Raw genomic sequence first — 16,342 nt, 5'->3', positions numbered from 1 at the left:
TCCTTAGCGGTAGTTCGGAGCTTCGACGATCTGCTGGAGGTGGTGCGGGTGAGACTCCTTGAGCCCCGCAGCAGTGATCTGGACAAACTGCTTGGTCTTGAGCTCAGCCAGGTTAGCGGAGCCGGTGTAGCCCATGGAAGCGCGCAGGCCGCCCACGATCTGGTGAACGATGGCATCAATATCACCGCGGAAAGGCACGCGTCCCTCGACGCCTTCTGGCACCAGCTTGTCCTCACTCTTGACGTCGGCCTGGAAGTAGCGGTCCTTGGAGTAGGAGCGCTTCTCGCCCGTCAGGCCGCGGCCCTGCATGGCACCCATAGAACCCATTCCGCGGTAACGCTTGTACTGCTTGCCCTGGACCACAACGATGTCACCCGGTGCCTCCGTGGTACCGGCCAGCATGGAGCCCAGCATGACGGCATCGGCGCCGGCTGCCAAGGCCTTGGCGACGTCACCGGAGTACTGCATACCGCCATCGCCGATAACCGGCACGCCCGCCGGGCCTGCCACGGCGGCGGCCTCCATGATGGCGGTGATCTGCGGGGCACCGACGCCCGCCACGACGCGCGTGGTGCAAATGGAGCCCGGTCCGATGCCGACCTTGATGGCGTCGGCGCCAGCCTCAATCATGTCGCGGGCTGCTTCACGGGTGGCCAGGTTGCCGCCGATGACGTCAATGCGGTCGCCGAAGTCCTTCTGCACGCGGGAGACCATCTCCAGCACGCGGTTGTTGTGGGCGTGGGCGGAGTCGACGACGAGGACGTCCACGCCGGCGTCGACAAGCTGGCCCGCGCGCTGGTAGGACTCCTCACCGGTACCGATGCCCGCCGCCACGAGCAGGCGCCCGGAAGAATCCTTGGAGGCGTTGGGGAACTGTTCAGTCTTGACAAAGTCCTTGACGGTGATGAGGCCGACGAGCTTGTTTGCATCGTCGACGATGGGCAGCTTCTCCACCTTGTTGGCGGACAGCAGCGCCAGCGCCTCCTCCTTGCTGACGCCTTCCTTGGCCACAACCAGCGGCATCGGGGTCATAATCTCGGAAACCTTGCGGGAGAAATCCGGCTCGAAGCGCATGTCACGGTTGGTGCAGATACCCACGAGGGTGCCCTGCTTATCGACGACCGGCAGGCCCGAAATCCGGAACCGCGCGCACAGCGTGTCCACTTCATCGATAGTCATGTCCGGGGTGGCGGTGACCGGGTCGGTCACCATGCCGGACTCGGAGCGCTTCACAATCTCTACTTGCTGAGCCTGCTCCTCTGCGGAAAGGTTGCGGTGCAGGACGCCGATGCCGCCCTGACGCGCCATGCCGATGGCCATGCGGGCCTCGGTCACGGTGTCCATCGCGGCGGATGCCAGCGGCACGCCGAGGCGAATGTTGCGGGTGAACTGGGCCGAGGTATCCACCTCGGAGGGAACGACGTTGGATTCTGCCGGCAACAGCAGGACATCATCAAAAGTAAGGCCGTAGAGTGCAATCTTGTCGGGGTTGTCTCCGCCGGTGTGGACGTGGCTCATGAGGGTGGGGCTCTCCTAAACTGACCAGATAGTTGTATGCGGTAGCCCTCACTGTAGTGCGTAGACGCCCCGTAGTGGTAGCCGTGGGTGGGCGAATCGATGTCGAGAGAGAATTGCTATGCGCGCACGGAGTTAATAGGCTCGCAGACGTGAACTTTTTCGCCAACATGCCCCGCGATCCTTTCGCGGACGATCCCAACGACCCAGCTTCCTTCCTCGAGGAAGAGGACCACGTCGAGCCGCTGTCCGAAGAGGACCGTCTCGCCGTCATCCACGATCTGGCCATGGTCCAAGAGTTCGCGCGCGTTCTCAGCCCGCGCGGCATCGACGGCATCTTCTTTTTCTGCGAGGACTGCGAGGAGAACCACTTCTACGAGTGGGACATCATGGCCTCCAACATGCAGGCCACGCTGGCAGGCCAGCTCGCCCCTGTCCACGAGCCGGGCGCGGAGCCGGACCCCATGCGCTACGTCCCGTGGGATTATGCGGTGGGCTACCTCGACGGCATGGATTCGCGCTACTAACGCGCGCGGTTGGCGCGGATTAAGTACCGCGCCTTATACAACGAAAGAACCTCTCCTCCCCGCTGTGGGAAGGAGAGGTTCTGTGCGTTTTATTGCTGGAACTGCGGCGGCGGGAGTTGGCCGTTATCCCCAGTACCATCCCCGTCGGAGTTACCGCCCTGCGGAGGCGTTGGCTGCTCGCCACCACCCGGCTGGCTCGGCTCCGGGTAAGTAGGCGCTGGAGGGTTCAGCGGGTTACCGGCCGACACCGTCTGGGTGACCACAACGGTGGACACTGCAGTCTGGGTCTGCGTGACGGTTGCCGGCTCCTGCGGCGGCTGCTCCTCTTCCACCGGAACGGGCTTTTCCACGGTCTGCGTCTGCGTCACCGTGGCGCGGGGCTGCTGCCTCGTCGTACGCGGCGCTTCTGCCTCGCGTTCCCGCTTGGCCTGGTCCACCATCTTCCGGGCTTCTTCGAGCAACTGGCGGGTGCCGTCCATGTCTCCCTGCGCGGAACGCTTTTCCATTTCGTCGAGCGTTCCAGCGAGCTCCACTACGGACACATCCTCATTGTTCGTGCCGAAGAGCGACTGATTCACGCCATAAAGCGGCGATCCCGGGCCGGCGTTGACGACCACCGCTCCGCTACCCGCGATCAGCAGCGTAGCTGCGGCCGCGCCGATGAGGCCGTGGATGAATGGCTTGCCCCGACGACGGCGACGTGCCGCATCCAGGGAAATAACCTCCGGCTCTTCGTCCGCGCCTTCAATGAGCGGGGCCGGGGGCATCTGCTTTTCGACGTCCCCGCGCAACTCCAGCAGGAGCCCTGCCAGCTCATCACCGCCATCGGAGGGATCCGTTCCTTCGGAGAGAGTGGTGAGGAATGCATCATCATCAACCAAAGGCTGCAGCTGCTCAGCGACGCCCTGCTGAGGCTGGTCCTTCTTTGCCACGATGTCCTCCCTTCCTTGATAGAGAAATTCTTAACTTATCGGTGCCAAGTGCCGATGGCTCACTGCTAGCTTGTGCTAGCCCCACTGCTGGTTCATTGCGTCTCGTGCGAGTCGAGGGATTTGCGCAATTGCGCCAGTGCACGATGCTGTGCCACGCGGACTGCGCCAGGGGTGGACTCCACAATTTCTGCGGTCTCCTCTGCCGACAGCCCCACAAACACACGCAAAATGATAATGTCCCGGGCCTTGTCACTTAACGTATCGAGCATGGCCCGCACTCTGTTACTACCGTCCACGACCAGAGCGGATTCTTCGGGGGTAGCGTCCTCAGCGGCGTCTTCCGGGACGTCGTCCGTGGGGTGGGTGTGATCGCGGCTGAGGGCGCGGTGGGCGTCGGTCACCTTGTGGGCAGCGATGCCATACACGTAGGCCATAAACGGGCGGCCCTTGTCCTTGTACGTGCCAATCGACGTCGCCACCGCCAAGCAGATTTCCTGCGCCACATCCTCCGCCGTGGGCTGACGGTGGCCGCCGATGCGGGCGCGGCAATAGCGCAGGACCTGCGGGTGAATAATGCGCATGATGCGCTGTAGGGCGCGGCGGCTACCGTCGACAGCGAGCGGAACGAGGTCCGCTAGTTCCTTATCGCTGTCGCGCTTCGACGCCGCTGAGGAGCCGCTCGCGTCTGTAGCTTGAGTAGCCACTGTCATCCTTGCTTGTTCTGCTTGGTGTATTAGTTCATATTCTGCACGAATATCATGTCACAACCTTTGGTTGAAACCCGAAACGACGGGCCTATTCGCCACCCTTCGACGGCTATGAGAAAAGTTCATACACCGTTCATCTTAGATGTAGGTGCAGGTCATCAAGGGTAAAAGTGAGAGTTTTCGGCCTGCTACACCTACATGTCAGCATTGCGTAACGCGCCGTTTACCCAAGGGGGACACACTTCTATCTCGTCTCACCTCGCCCCGGTGCTCAGGGCGCCACCCCGTGCAAAGGCTTGCCCACAGCACGATGCGCACCCGGGCGCTCTATCTTTGATTAAGGAGAATCGAACGTGTCTCAGTCCTTCCTGCTCCCCGGGCCGAATGCGGACTTTTGGGATTGGCAGCTCCACGGGGCATGCCGTGGAGAAAACTCTGACGTGTTCTACCACCCGGACGGCGAGCGCGGGCGCGCCCGCGCTCAGCGCGAAAGCCGCGCCAAGGCGATCTGCCACACCTGCCCAGTCATCGAAATGTGCCGCGAACATGCCCTGGCCTCCGGCGAGCCCTACGGCGTGTGGGGTGGCATGAGTGAATCTGAGCGCGTCGTAGCTCTGCGCTCGCGCGACGCTCACGCCACCGTCAGCGCCTAAGCCCCTCGCTTCACGCTTCGTAGCCGTAACGGGGCCAGACGCGTGGTTTCTTTAGGTAGCATCATTTCCCGCTCGTACCGACAGTCTTCGCGTCGAGGCAACCCCCGGACTCCGTGCCCACATCCCAGGGGATCGCACGGCTAGCTCCGTAGAACAGTTACTCACCGGTGAGTCACCGGTGAATGCAGGACAAAGGCCCGCAGCCCCTTCCCCACGTACGGGGCTTGGGCGACGGGCCTTTTCTTGTAGCTCTTTGCTATTCCCGGAGAAACGTTGTTTCCCCGCGCTTTTAGTGGGCGTGCGCGTGGCCTGCCTGTGCCGGTTCCTCCTCGGCGGGCTTCTCCACCACGGAAGCCTCGGTGGTGAGCACCATGCGGGCCACGGAGGCGGCGTTAACAACTGCGGAGTGGGTGACCTTCACCGGGTCGATGATGCCCTGCTCCAGCAGGTTGCCGTATTCCAGGGTGGCGGCGTTGAAGCCTTCACCGTTGGCCTGCTCGGCAACGCGGGCGACGACGACGGAACCATCCAAGCCGGCGTTCTCAGCGATCCAGTAGGCCGGGCGGGTTAGCGCGCGGGCTACGGCCAGCACACCTACCTTGGCCTCGCCCTCGAAGCCCTCGGCGAAGGCCTCGAGCTCCTGGGAGATCTGAACCAGCGCGGAGCCGCCGCCAGCGATAACGCCCTCTTCAACGGCCGCGCGGGCGGCGTTGATGGCGTCCTCGACGCGCAGCTTGCGCTCGTTGACCTCGGTCTCGGTAGCGGCACCAACGCGGATGACGGCAACGCCACCGGAGAGCTTGGCCAGACGCTCCTCGAGCTTCTCCTTATCCCAGGTGGAATCGGTGCGCTCGATTTCGCGACGCAGCTGCTCGCGGCGCTCCTCGACGGCCTCAGCGGTACCTGCACCATCCACAATCACGGTGTCTTCCTTGGACACGGTGACGCGGCGGGCAGAACCGAGAACCTCCGGGCCGACCTCCTTGAGGTTGATGCCAACCTCCGGGTCGACGACGGTAGCGCCGGTGACGACAGCCAGGTCGTCCATGAAGCCCTTGCGGCGCTCGCCGAAGTACGGGGACTTCACGGCGGCGACCTTGAGGACCTTGCGGATGGAGTTCACGACGAGCGCCTGCAGCGGCTCGCCCTCGATGTCCTCTGCAATAATGAGCGTCGGGCGCGAGGACTCCGCGATCTTCTCCAGCAGCGGCAAGAAGTCCGGCAGGGAGGAGATCTTGTTGCGGACGAGGAGAATTGCGGCGTCGTCAAGCACGGCGTTGTAGGTCTCCTCCTCCGTTGCGAAGTACGGGGAGAGGTAGCCCTTGTCGAAGGAAATACCCTCAGTAACGTCCACGGTGGACTCGATGGTCTGGGACTCCTCGACGGTCACGACGCCGTCCTTGCCCACCTTGTCCATCGCGCCGGCAACCATCTCGCCGACCTCCGCATCGCGGGAGGACACGGTGGCAACCTGGGAGATCTCCGCAGAAGAGTTCACCGGGGTGGCGCGCTTCTTGAGCTCCTCGACGACCTTCTCAGCCGCCGCGGCGATGCCCTTGTTGAGCTCCACCGGGTTAGCGCCGGCAGCAACGTTGCGCAGGCCTTCGAAGACGAGTGCCTGGGCCAGCAAGGTGGCGGTGGTGGTGCCGTCACCGGCGATGTCGTTGGTCTTGACGGCCACGGACTTCACCAGCTGGGCGCCGAGGTTCTCAAAAGGATCGTCGAGGTCAATGTCGCGGGCGATGGTGACGCCGTCATTCGTGACGGTCGGGCCACCGAAAGCCTTGAACAGCACGACGTTGCGGCCGCGGGGGCCGAGGGTGACCTTGACGGCGTCGGCAAGCGTGTCAACGCCGCGCTGGATGCCCTCGCGGGCCTCCTGGTCAAATGCAATCAGTTTTGGCATAGGGTTAATCGCCTACTTCTCGATGACAGCGAGCAGATCACGAGCGGACAGCAGGAGGTACTCCTGGCCGTCGTACTTCAGCTCGGTGCCGCCGTACTTGGAGAAGATGACGGTGTCACCCTCGTTAACGCCAACCGGGATAACCTCACCCTTGTCGTTGGTGCGGCCCGGACCGACGGCTACGACGGTGGCCTCCTGCGGCTTCTCCTTCGCGGAGTCCGGGATAACCAGGCCGGACGCAGTGGTGGTCTCAGCTTCAACGATCTGGACGAGGACCTTGTCCTCCAGCGGCTTGATGTTTGCCATGATGATTTCCTCCAAAGTGTTCTTAATGCGCGCCCACGTGGACGCGCGTGTGCCGGTTGTGGGTAGCCCAGCACAGCCGTCGTCGCGGGTGAACAACTGTGGGTCAAAACAACCTGCCTAGCACTCTACCCTCGCGACTGCTAGCCCTCAACAGCCCGGGCCGCCAACCCGTTCGCCCTCCGCGAACGCCGCCCTCGCGCGCGCGAGAGTTGTCATGATTCCCGCCGCAACCTCGGCCAATAGAACCGGAGAGAGACCCGAAAACCTCCAAAGACGCTCGGGCTCGAGACGAGCCGTCGCGTCCTTGGGTTCCTGAGGGCTGCGCTAACGCTCCCTCGGCCTGTCTATGGGAGTTAGGGATTTAAACCTGCTTATCGGAGTTGATGACGGCCGCGCGCCACAGGTTGTATTCCTCCGGGTTGTCCTCGCGGTAGTTCTTCACCGCGCGGATACCGTGCTCAACGGCCTCGACGACCTCGTCGATGTTCTTGTCGTCGCCGTCGGCAGTGACGAAGATGACCGGGCCGCAGATGGAGCGGATCGGGTCCTGCAGGAAAGCGGAGTTTCCGGTAGCGGCGGCGTTGCGGGCCAGGGAGGCCACTGGGTTCGGGTCGGCGTCGTCAGCCTTCGCGTTCGGGTTAAACAGCGCCGCGTAAGTCTGGCCATCATCCTGGAAGGCCACGGAAACGCGATCCTCGGTGGTACCACCGAGGAATTGATTTGCCTGTTCGAGCTCAAACTCGATGATGCGACGGGACAGGTCAGGGTTAACGAGGAAACCAGTGGTCATAGCGGTGTGAGCTCCTTGTGTGTGAGCCGGACGATTATCGGTCATCACACTACCGGCACCCTGGGGGTTGCGCATCCGCTAGAGCGCGGTGGCGACCCGCGTCTCAGCCTCGACAGCACAGAGCGCGGCACGAATCCGCTAACGCGCGGCGACGAGGGGGACTTCCACCTCAAGCTGCGTATCGGTCCCACACGCCAGACCGGAAGGTTCAGCGCCTTCGTGGATGAGCTGGGCAGCCACCGCGGCGATCATCACGCCATTGTCGGTGCACAGCTTGAAACGCGGCACGCGCAGCTCGATGCCCGCAGATTCGCAGCGCTTCGCCGCCAAGGCGCGCAGGCGCGAGTTCGCCGCCACGCCGCCACCGAGCAGCAGCACCTTAGCGCCGGTGTCCTGGCAGGCGCGCACGGCCTTGGCGGTAAGCACATCGGCCACCGCCTCCTGGAAGGAAGCGCACAGGTCCTCAACCTGGACCGTGGTGCCCTCGCGCTCGGCCTTTTCCACGTGGCGTGCCACCGCCGTCTTGAGTCCCGAGAAGGAGAAATTGTGGCGGTTGGGCCCGCGCAGGTCCTCGGCCTTGGACAAACCTCGCGGCAGGTCGATGGTGGGCTTTCCTTGGACGGCCAGCTTATCGATGACCGGCCCTCCCGGATACCCCAACCCCAGGAGGCGGGAAACTTTGTCGTAGGCTTCGCCGGCTGCGTCGTCAAGCGTGGTTCCCAGCTCCTTCATGGGTTTGCCCACGGCCTCCACCTCGAGCAGCTGCGTGTGACCGCCAGAGACGAGCAGCGCCACCGAGTGCGGCAGCTCCTCGCCCTCGAGGTTGGCCACCGCGACGTGCCCGCCGAGGTGGTTGACGCCGTAGAAAGGCACGCCCCACGCGGAAGCAAAGGCCTTGGCTGCCGACGCCCCGACGAGGAGCGCGCCGGCCAGTCCGGGCCCCACGGTGGCAGCCACTGCATCTGGCTTCTCGATGCCTGCCTCCTCCAACGCCGCCTTCATCACCTGCGGCATGGCTTCGAGGTGGGCGCGGGAGGCAATCTCCGGAACCACGCCGCCGAAGCGCGCGTGCTGTTCCATGGAGGAGGCGACGACGTCGGCGCGGATCTCCATGTGTCCGTTCTCAGACAGCTCGATGATGCCCACGCCGGTTTCGTCGCAGGAGGACTCGATGCCGAGGATTAACATCTCTCACTCTTTCGTGGTCGGTACATGGTGTGGGCGTCCGCGCCGGAGGGCTGATAGTAGTTGCGGCGCAGGCCGTTGATGACAAAATCATAGGCCTCGTAGAGGCGGATGGCCGGATCGTTGCCCACGCGCACTTCGAGGAAGATGGGCGCGTCGTGGGAATCTGCAAGCTCGACGATGGCGTCCATCATCAGCCGCGCGATGCCCTGCCGTTGGGCGGCAGGGTCGACACCGATGGTGTGGATTTCGTACTCCGGCCAGGCAGCGGGCCCCATCCGTCCCACGCCGGCGTAACCGAGAACTTCCGCGCGGTTGTCGTTGTGGTCGTCGCTTGCGTCAACCGCCCAGTAGGTGGTGTGGCCCGCCGCGATTTCCTGCTCGAAGGCATGCGCCGGCCATGGGTGTTCGCCGGGGAAGAGTACCTTTTCCAGCTCGGCGCAGCGCGGCGCGTCCGCGGGGGTCAGTGGGCGCAGCCTCATGATTCGGGAGTGTCCTCGATGCCGCCGACGAGCGCGGCCGAGCGCGGCTTGGCCTGTGGCTCCACGGCATCGGGACGGCGAAGGTAGAGCGGGACGAGTGGCGCGGGTTCAGCGGACAGATCAGCGCAGGCCACCAAACCCGCGGCGCGCGGTGTGGCCCACTCGCGGGGAAGGTCAGCGATACCTTCCGGCAAACGCGGGGCGATGGACTCTGGGAACACTAGGCGCGTGCTCTCCGGACTCGAAAGTCCGGCGGTGCTCAGATCGAGGGATTCCGGCTTCGATACGTTCGGGCCGCTACGGCGCTCCCCTTCGTCATAGGTGGCCCAGTAGACCTCTTTGCGGCGAGCGTCGATGGCCACCAGCCACTCCCCCATTCGACCATGCGCGATGGCATCCAAGGTGCACACGCCATGCACGGGCAGGTGGAGGGCCACGCCCAACGCGGAGGCGGTGGCCATGCCCACGCGCAGGCCGGTAAATGGTCCGGGCCCCGTGCCCACGACGATGGCGGAGAGATCTGGGTAGGTCAGGGAGGCGTCGGCAAGCAGCTCCTCGATGGTAGGGATGAGCTGCTCATTGTGGGCGCGCGTACCGCTGATGACGCGGTCGATGCTGTCGCCAGTGTCGGTGTCAACGATGCCCGTGACCAGATCCGTGGTGGCGGTATCGAGTGCGAGGACCTTCATTAGCCCACGAACTGCCAGGCAGGAGCGTCCTCATTGTCAGCGCCCTGCTGCAACATCTGGTCATCACCGCGCAGGAACTGCAGCGGCTCGCCCGGCTGGATGCCGCGCAGCGGCGGAGCGTCCTGGCCCTGGGCCTTGGCCATCTCCACCTGCTCGAGGACGCCGGAGCAGAGGTCCACCTGGGAGCGGTTCAGCTTCTCCACCTGGTACTCCTGATTGACGCTGACGGTGACAAAGTAGTTCTCATCCTCCGCCACCTTGCCGTCGACAAAGTCGATACCGGCGACATCCACGCCGCCTTCCCCAAGCTGCTGCTCCGTAGCACCCGGGCAGACGACGAGACCGGCAATCCAATCCTGGCCGTAGACGTCGGGGACCAAGAGCGCGGAGAAGCTCAGGTTCTTCGGGTACGTGTCCAAGGTTTCACCCAACGTCGAGGAAGGCTCCTCCGGCGAACGGGTCATGGACAGCGCGATGAGCAAGCCAAGGACGATGGCAAAGCCGCCGATGACGACGGTCGTGATGAATTGGCCGATTTTATTCATGGGGATGTGCTCCTAATATTAGGGAGTTCAGTACGGGGATATCCTACGTGACCGCCCTGCAGCGACCCTGACCGGCCCTTCCGGTGCCGAGAAAAGGATCAGACGATCAACAGGGCAAGGACCTGACACATGAGGATCTTGCCGATCATCGCCGTGGGGTACACGGTGGCATAGCCGCGCTCTGCCAGCTGGGTGCCGGTCTGGGGGTTGAGGTAGGCCATGATCGCCGGGTTCGTGGTCATGCCTGCGGCGATGCCCATCGACTCATCAAACTTCAGGCGCAGCACCAGCATGGATACCGCGACGATGCCGATGGCGGAGACCAGCGACAGCACAATACCCACGCCCATATACTTCAGGGAGGTCGGATCCGACAAGGCGTCGCGGAACTGGCCGCCAGCCGACGTTCCCACGCCCGCCAGGAACAAGGTCAAGCCCAGCGTGGAGATAGTCTGCTTGGCGTGGAAAGGAAGCTGCCAGTTAATCGGGCCCGAGCGGCCCAGCGCGCCCAGGATGAGGCCGACGACGATGGGGCCGCCACCGAAGCCGAAGGACAGCGTCGTGCCGCCTGGCAGCGGAATCGGGATAGCACCGAAGAGCAGACCAATGAAGAGGCCGAGGGCAAAGGGGAAGAGATCGACGTTGCCGAGTTTGGCTTCGGAGTCGCCGAGGAAACGGCGGACGTCGTCAAGCCTGCCCGGCGCGGTGATGACGCGCACACGGTCCGAGTAGTGCAGGACGGTTTCCTCGTTCGGCACGACGTCGGAGTCACCGCGGCGCACGCGCGCGATGAGGAAGCCTTCCTTGACAGTGTCCAAGTCCTTGAGCTGATAGCCCGCAACACGTGGGCTGGACACGGTCAGGCGGCGGTAGACCAGGCCATCTTCCTCGTGGAGGTTGAGGTGGATCTCCTCACCCAGCTGGGAAATCGCACTATCGAGCGCTGGTGCCGTGCCGTTGAGCAAGAGCTCCATGCCGGCGCGCAGTGGCAGCTCCGGGTAGGCCAGGTTGTGGTTGTGGGGATTGTTGACGTGGCGGGTAGCGATGACGCGCTCGCCAGTCACCTCCTGCAGCTCCCCTACCGTTGCGTCAAAGTCGCGGGTCAGGCGCACCGCCCGCCACTCCAGCGGCTCCGCAATCATGCCCTCGGCGCGGGCGTCCTCAACGTGATTCACGCGCAGCGCCTTCGCGCCGATGGCGGCCACCAGGATGGTTCCGATAATGCAGCCAGGGTAGGCCAAGGAATAGCCCACCACCGGGGTGCTATCGCCGCCCAGGGCCTCGACGACCGCGGCCATACCGGGCGTCGAGCTCAGCGAACCTGCCAGCGTGCCCACGCTGATCGCGGGGTCCAGATCAAAGAGGCGCATCGCTAGGGTTGCCAGCCCCGCGAGCAGGAAGAAGAAGACGATGACCACCATGGACATCTTCCAACCGCGCCGGCGGAAATCTTCGAAGAAGCTGCGGCCAAAATTCAGGCCGATAACGTAGACGAAGATGGCCAGGCCAAACTGATAAACAAAGGCGGGGACCACGATGTCCGGGTTCGCCGCGGACAAGCCCAAGGCCACGAACATCGCCGCGGCGGCGCCGAGCGAAATGCCGAAGACATTGATCTTGCCCACGGCCAGTCCCACCGCCATGATCAGAAAGAGCGTCAGCAGGGGCTGTTCGGCAAGAAAAGCCAGCACGTTAGTTCACCCATTTCCATGTAAAGACGCGGACGTCATCGTCCGAGTCGCGGTTGATTGTGATGGCGAGGTACGCATCGGACAGGCGCTCCATGAAGCCCCCACCCCACTCGGCAACGACCACGGCGTCCTCGATTTCGGTGTCCAAGTCTAGACTGTCCAGCTCCCCCAACGGATCATCCGAATGATCGAGCAAGCGGTAGGCATCCACGTGCACCAACGTCGGCCCGCCCACGCGGGAAGGGTGCTCGCGCGCGATGACGAAGGTCGGCGACGTCACCCGCCCCTTCACCTGCATCCCGCGGGCAATGCCCTGCGTAAAGGTGGTTTTCCCGGCACCTAAGGGGCCGTCGAGGATCACCAAGTCCCCTGCTTCCAGCGTCGCGCCCAGCTCTTCGCCGAAGGCCTGGGCATCCTCCGGGGTGGCAGCCACACGGCGCCCTTCGTGCGGAAAATCACTGCGCATCGTTAGCTCCTTCACAATAGGTGCGCGTGGTGCGCCCGGTGGGGCGGCACACCACTTCATAGTTGATGGTGCCAGCGGCCGCGGCCAATTCTGTAGCGCTCATACCGCCGCGCCCAAAGATAACGGCAGTGTCCCCGGCGCGCACGCCATGAGGGTTCGCGCCGAGGTCGACGACGATCTGGTCCATGCAGACCCGCCCCACCTGCTGGTACAACTCGCCACCAATGCCTACCTGCAGCGCCCCCTGAAAGGCGCGCGGCAGCCCGTCGGCATAACCCACGCTGACGGTGGCGAGCTCGCGGTCACTATCCGCGGTCCAGGTCAGGCCATAGCATGTGGACTCCCCCGCCGAAATCGGCTTCACAGCAACAACGGAAGCCTCCCACGTCATGGCTGGTTCCAGCCCATGGTCGAGCCCGGCCACCGGTTCAAGCCCGTACAGGGCCACACCGGCGCGCACTTGTTCAAAACGTGCTGAGGGGCGAGTCAATGCCGCCGGCGAATTGGCCAGGTGGTTCAGCGGGCACTCCAGCCCCACCTCGCGTGCAAGCGCTAGGGCCTGGCGGAATTCCGCCTCCTGATGATCATTGTGCGGGTGCTCCGGCTCGTCCGCACAGGCAAAGTGGGACATGAGGCCTAGGACGGTGATGTGGGGGGCGTCGGCAAGCAGGCGGAAGGTCTCCTGCCACGCATGCTTGTCGACGCCCGACCGGTGCATCCCCGTTTCCACCATCACGAAGGCTTCGGTGGGCGCTTCGGCAGCCTCGATGAGGGCTCGTGCGTGCATCAAAGATGGGATGCCGATCTGAATACCAGCGGCAAGGGCTGGGGCGAGGTCCTCCGTTGGCTCCCACAGCCACGCGGCGATGGGAAGGTCCTCGATGACGCCTCGCAACTCCACGGCCTCGACGAGCGTGGCCACCCCGAAGGCGTCTGCCCCCGCCTTCGCCATGACCGGTGCGCAGCGCTGCGCACCGTGCCCGTACGCGTCCGCCTTGACCACGCACATGAGGCGGGCCGGGGCCACCGCCTCCTTCACGCGAGCAACATTGTGGGCAATAGCGTTGAGGTCAACGGTGGTTTTTAACATACCCACCATTGTGCCACTTGAGGGCTCAGCGCTATTCGACGGTCACCGACTTCGCAAGGTTACGCGGCTGGTCCACGTCATAGCCCTTGGCGGTGGCCACACCGCAGGCGAAAATCTGCAGCGGAACGGTAGCCAGCAGCGGCTGCATCAGCGTCGGCGCCTGCGGGATGCGGATGATGTGGTTGGCGTAGGCCTCGACCGCCTCGTCGCCCTCTTCCGCGATGACGATGGTGATAGCGCCGCGGGCGCGGATCTCCTGGATGTTGGAGACAACCTTGGCGTGCAGGGAATCGCGGCCGCGCGGGGAAGGCACGATGACGAAGACCGGCTGGCCCTCCTCGATGAGCGCGATCGGGCCGTGCTTGAGCTCGCCGGCGGCGAAGCCCTCCGCGTGCAGGTAGGCAATCTCCTTGAGCTTGAGCGCGCCCTCCAGTGCGACCGGGAAACCGACGTGGCGGCCCAAGAAGAGCACCGACTTAGCGTTCTCCATGGCAGTGGCCAGATCGTAGACCTGCTTTTCGTTGTCGATGACTGCCTGGACCTTATCCGGCATCGCACGCAGGTCATCCAGGACGGAATTGACCTCATCGGAGAACATGTTGCCGCGCAGGCGTGCTAGGTAGAGGCCCAGCAGGTAGGTCGCGGTGATCTGTGCCAGGAAGGCCTTGGTGGAGGCCACGGCGATCTCCGGGCCGGCGTGGGTGTAGAGGGCGGCGTCGGACTCGCGCGGAATGGAGGAACCCTGGGTGTTGCAAATAGCAATCACCTTGGCGCCCTGCTGGCGGGCGTGGCGCACTGCCATGAGGGTATCCATGGTCTCGCCCGACTGTGACAGGGCCACGACCAGGGTCTTCTCGTTGACAATGGGATCGCGGTAGCGGAACTCGTGGGCCAGCTCCACCTCACACGGGATGCGGCACCAGTGCTCGATGGCGTAGCGCGCGACGTGGCCGGCATAAGCGGCGGTGCCGCAGGCGATGACGATGATCTTGTCGATGGACTTGAGCACCGACTCCTCAATGCGGATCTCATCGAGGACCAGGTTGCCGGTCTCGTCGAGGCGGCCGAGCAGCGTATCGCGCACTGCTGCTGGCTGGTCGTGGATTTCCTTCTCCATGAAGGAGTTGAAGCCGCCCTTTTCGGCAGCGGCGGCATCCCACTTGATCTCGAAAGGCTTGCCCTGGGCGGGGTTGCCGTCGTAGTCGGTGATCTCGATGTCATCCGCGGTGATGGTGACGACCTGGTCGTTGTCCATCTCCACGGCGGACTTGGTGTAGTCGATGAAGCCGGAGACATCCGAGCCGAGGAAGTTCTCCCCCTCACCCAAGCCGATGACCAGCGGCGAATCGCGGCGCGCAGCCACGATGCGATCGGCCTGCTCGGCATGAATAGCCAAGAGGGTGAACGCGCCTTCCAGGCGCTTGCCGGTCAGCTGCATAGCCTTGGTGAGGTCGCCGCCGGCCTCATTGTGGAACACATCTGCCAGAAGGGTGGCGGCTACCTCGGTGTCGGTCTCGGACACGAAGTTATGGCCCTTGGCCTCCAGCTCGCTCTTAAGCTCGGCGAAGTTCTCGATGATGCCGTTGTGCACGACGGCGAGCTTGCCGCCGTCCACGACGTGCGGGTGGGCGTTCAGATCGGTTGGACCACCGTGGGTTGCCCAGCGGGTGTGCCCAATGCCCAAGACGGAATCCTTCAGCGGGCGCGCAGCGATTTCAGCTTCCAGCGCAGCGACCTTTCCAGCCTTTTTGCGCCAGGAGATCTCCCCATCGGCGTACATTGCGACGCCTGCTGAGTCATAGCCGCGATACTCCAATCGGCGCAGGCCCTCCAGCACAACGTCGAGGGCAAAGTACTCACGACCATCGGTGTTATGGCCAATGTATCCAACGATTCCACACATGGAACGGAATTTTACAGCATGATTTATCGTGCCGAACCGCAAGGATCGTGCTTAAAACCTTCCCCCACCTATCTGGTACATGTCCACCTCTTTGTCTACGCTTTCCTCTATTCTGTAAAGCGTGTCTGCGAATTTGAAGAAGCATCTCGGTACGTTGTCCAAGCGCGGCCCGCACCGCGTCCTCGTTGGGGACCTGTCTTATGCAGGGCTAGAAGGCAAGGTCTACACCCCTGCTGAAGGCAAGGGCCTGCCCGCCGTGGCGTTTGCTCACGACTGGACGAAGAACGTCAAGGACTACCACGCCACTCTGCGCCACCTAGCCAGCTGGGGCATCGTGGTGGTTGCTCCCGATACGGAGACTGGTGTGTTTGCCAAGCACCGTAACCTGGCTGCCGACCTCGAATCGGCTTTGCAGATTGCCGCCGGCGTTAGGCTGGGCGCTGGCAAGATTTCGGTGTCCGCTTCCAAGCTGGGCGTTTTCGGCCACGGCATGGGAGGCGGCGTAGCCACCTTGGCTGCCGTGGATAACCCGAAGGTCCGCGCCGTCGCAGCCCTCTACCCTGCTGATACCTCACCATCCGCCGTTCAAGCTGCCCGCTCCGTCAAGGCACGCGGCCTCGTTATCGGCGCGGGCCAGGATGACATCTTCCGCGCCGGCAACCCCGCAAAGCTGGCCAACGCGTGGGGCGGACCGGTGGCCTACCGGGAGATTGCCAAGGGCACGCAGTCCGGTTTCAGCGAGGATAAGTTTTTCAAGTTGGCGCTCGGTTCCGGCTTCTTCCAGGGCTCCGCAGTCGAGACCGCCCGCGGCCTTGTGACCGGCTTCTTCCTTTCCACCCTGGCTGGCGAATCCAAGTATGACGGCTTTGCGGATGCCGACGCCTCCGCGAAGGGCGTTGAGAGCTTCACCGGCGAGGACCTGGCTCAACGCGCCGGCTTTGAGTACAGCAAATAA

Annotated in this window: 17 protein-coding genes; 3 read left to right on the top strand and 14 right to left on the bottom strand. The window is 63.8% G+C overall.

The features are described from left to right. Positions 1–3 precede the first annotated feature (3 nt). Complete coding sequence (gene guaB / locus HMPREF2807_RS06875) at positions 4–1,518, bottom strand: IMP dehydrogenase (RefSeq protein ID WP_070511366.1); 1,515 nt, start codon at positions 1,516–1,518, stop codon at positions 4–6. Positions 1,519–1,667: 149 nt separating this feature from the next. Between guaB and HMPREF2807_RS06870 the strand changes: the two genes are divergently transcribed. Then, positions 1,668–2,042, top strand: coding sequence for a DUF5319 domain-containing protein (locus HMPREF2807_RS06870; RefSeq protein WP_046648414.1), 375 nt, complete (start codon positions 1,668–1,670; stop codon positions 2,040–2,042). An 89-nt stretch (positions 2,043–2,131) separates the two neighbouring features. On the opposite strand, the gene HMPREF2807_RS06865 is transcribed toward HMPREF2807_RS06870, so the two are convergent. After that, a complete protein-coding gene (locus HMPREF2807_RS06865; protein ID WP_046648415.1) occupies positions 2,132–2,974 on the bottom strand; it encodes a hypothetical protein in 843 nt (280 codons plus the stop codon). 92 nt (positions 2,975–3,066) lie between these two features. After that, entirely contained in the window at positions 3,067–3,684 is a 618-nt protein-coding gene (locus HMPREF2807_RS06860) for a sigma-70 family RNA polymerase sigma factor (protein WP_070511364.1), read from the bottom strand. 350 nt (positions 3,685–4,034) lie between these two features. On the opposite strand from HMPREF2807_RS06860, the gene HMPREF2807_RS06855 reads away from it, so the two are divergent. Then, positions 4,035–4,334 carry a WhiB family transcriptional regulator gene (locus tag HMPREF2807_RS06855; RefSeq protein ID WP_046648418.1) on the top strand — a complete coding sequence of 100 codons (300 nt, stop codon included), beginning with the start codon at positions 4,035–4,037 and terminating at the stop codon, positions 4,332–4,334. A 289-nt stretch (positions 4,335–4,623) separates the two neighbouring features. Here HMPREF2807_RS06855 and groL read toward each other — a convergent pair whose 3' ends face one another. The 11 genes from groL to glmS all read right to left on the bottom strand — a co-directional run bounded on the left by groL (position 4,624) and on the right by glmS (position 15,387). Further along, positions 4,624–6,240 (bottom strand): chaperonin GroEL, encoded by a 1,617-nt coding sequence (groL, locus tag HMPREF2807_RS06850; protein ID WP_070511362.1) that lies wholly within the window; start codon positions 6,238–6,240, stop codon positions 4,624–4,626. A gap of 12 nt (positions 6,241–6,252) precedes the next feature. Next, complete coding sequence (gene groES, locus HMPREF2807_RS06845) at positions 6,253–6,546, bottom strand: co-chaperone GroES (protein ID WP_049157108.1); 294 nt, start codon at positions 6,544–6,546, stop codon at positions 6,253–6,255. Positions 6,547–6,907: 361 nt separating this feature from the next. Then, the gene (locus HMPREF2807_RS06840) at positions 6,908–7,336 is read right to left on the bottom strand and encodes a hypothetical protein (protein WP_049157036.1); all 429 of its coding nucleotides are present in this window, start codon (positions 7,334–7,336) and stop codon (positions 6,908–6,910) included. Positions 7,337–7,474: 138 nt separating this feature from the next. Then, positions 7,475–8,524 (bottom strand): tRNA (adenosine(37)-N6)-threonylcarbamoyltransferase complex transferase subunit TsaD, encoded by a 1,050-nt coding sequence (gene tsaD, locus HMPREF2807_RS06835; RefSeq protein WP_070511360.1) that lies wholly within the window; start codon positions 8,522–8,524, stop codon positions 7,475–7,477. After that, the gene (rimI, locus tag HMPREF2807_RS06830) at positions 8,518–9,003 is read right to left on the bottom strand and encodes a ribosomal protein S18-alanine N-acetyltransferase (RefSeq protein WP_046648421.1); all 486 of its coding nucleotides are present in this window, start codon (positions 9,001–9,003) and stop codon (positions 8,518–8,520) included. Before rimI ends, tsaD begins: the two co-directional genes overlap by 7 nt. After that, positions 9,000–9,692: a tRNA (adenosine(37)-N6)-threonylcarbamoyltransferase complex dimerization subunit type 1 TsaB gene (gene tsaB / locus HMPREF2807_RS06825; protein WP_070511358.1), complete on the bottom strand. Its 693-nt coding sequence runs from the start codon at positions 9,690–9,692 to the stop codon at positions 9,000–9,002. Before tsaB ends, rimI begins: the two co-directional genes overlap by 4 nt. Next, positions 9,692–10,237: a hypothetical protein gene (locus tag HMPREF2807_RS06820; protein ID WP_046648423.1), complete on the bottom strand. Its 546-nt coding sequence runs from the start codon at positions 10,235–10,237 to the stop codon at positions 9,692–9,694. The genes tsaB and HMPREF2807_RS06820 overlap by 1 nt, the downstream gene beginning before the upstream one ends. 98 nt (positions 10,238–10,335) lie before the next feature. Next, the gene (locus HMPREF2807_RS06815) at positions 10,336–11,928 is read right to left on the bottom strand and encodes an aspartate:alanine exchanger family transporter (RefSeq protein WP_070511356.1); all 1,593 of its coding nucleotides are present in this window, start codon (positions 11,926–11,928) and stop codon (positions 10,336–10,338) included. 1 nt (position 11,929) lies between these two features. Continuing rightward, a complete protein-coding gene (gene tsaE / locus HMPREF2807_RS06810; protein WP_046648424.1) occupies positions 11,930–12,394 on the bottom strand; it encodes a tRNA (adenosine(37)-N6)-threonylcarbamoyltransferase complex ATPase subunit type 1 TsaE in 465 nt (154 codons plus the stop codon). Further along, on the bottom strand, positions 12,384–13,484 hold the full coding sequence (gene alr / locus HMPREF2807_RS06805; protein WP_175973961.1) for an alanine racemase: 1,101 nt from the start codon (positions 13,482–13,484) through the stop codon (positions 12,384–12,386). The genes tsaE and alr overlap by 11 nt, the downstream gene beginning before the upstream one ends. A gap of 31 nt (positions 13,485–13,515) precedes the next feature. Then, complete coding sequence (gene glmS / locus HMPREF2807_RS06800; protein ID WP_070511354.1) at positions 13,516–15,387, bottom strand: glutamine--fructose-6-phosphate transaminase (isomerizing); 1,872 nt, start codon at positions 15,385–15,387, stop codon at positions 13,516–13,518. A 121-nt stretch (positions 15,388–15,508) separates the two neighbouring features. Here glmS and HMPREF2807_RS06795 point away from each other — a divergent pair, with 121 nt between their 5' ends. Further along, complete coding sequence (locus HMPREF2807_RS06795; protein ID WP_070511351.1) at positions 15,509–16,342, top strand: dienelactone hydrolase family protein; 834 nt, start codon at positions 15,509–15,511, stop codon at positions 16,340–16,342.

The sequence above is a fragment of the Corynebacterium sp. HMSC074A09 genome (assembly GCF_001811545.1).
Lineage (GTDB): Bacteria > Actinomycetota > Actinomycetes > Mycobacteriales > Mycobacteriaceae > Corynebacterium > Corynebacterium hiratae.
This window is presented reverse-complemented; position numbering and strand designations above follow the sequence as displayed.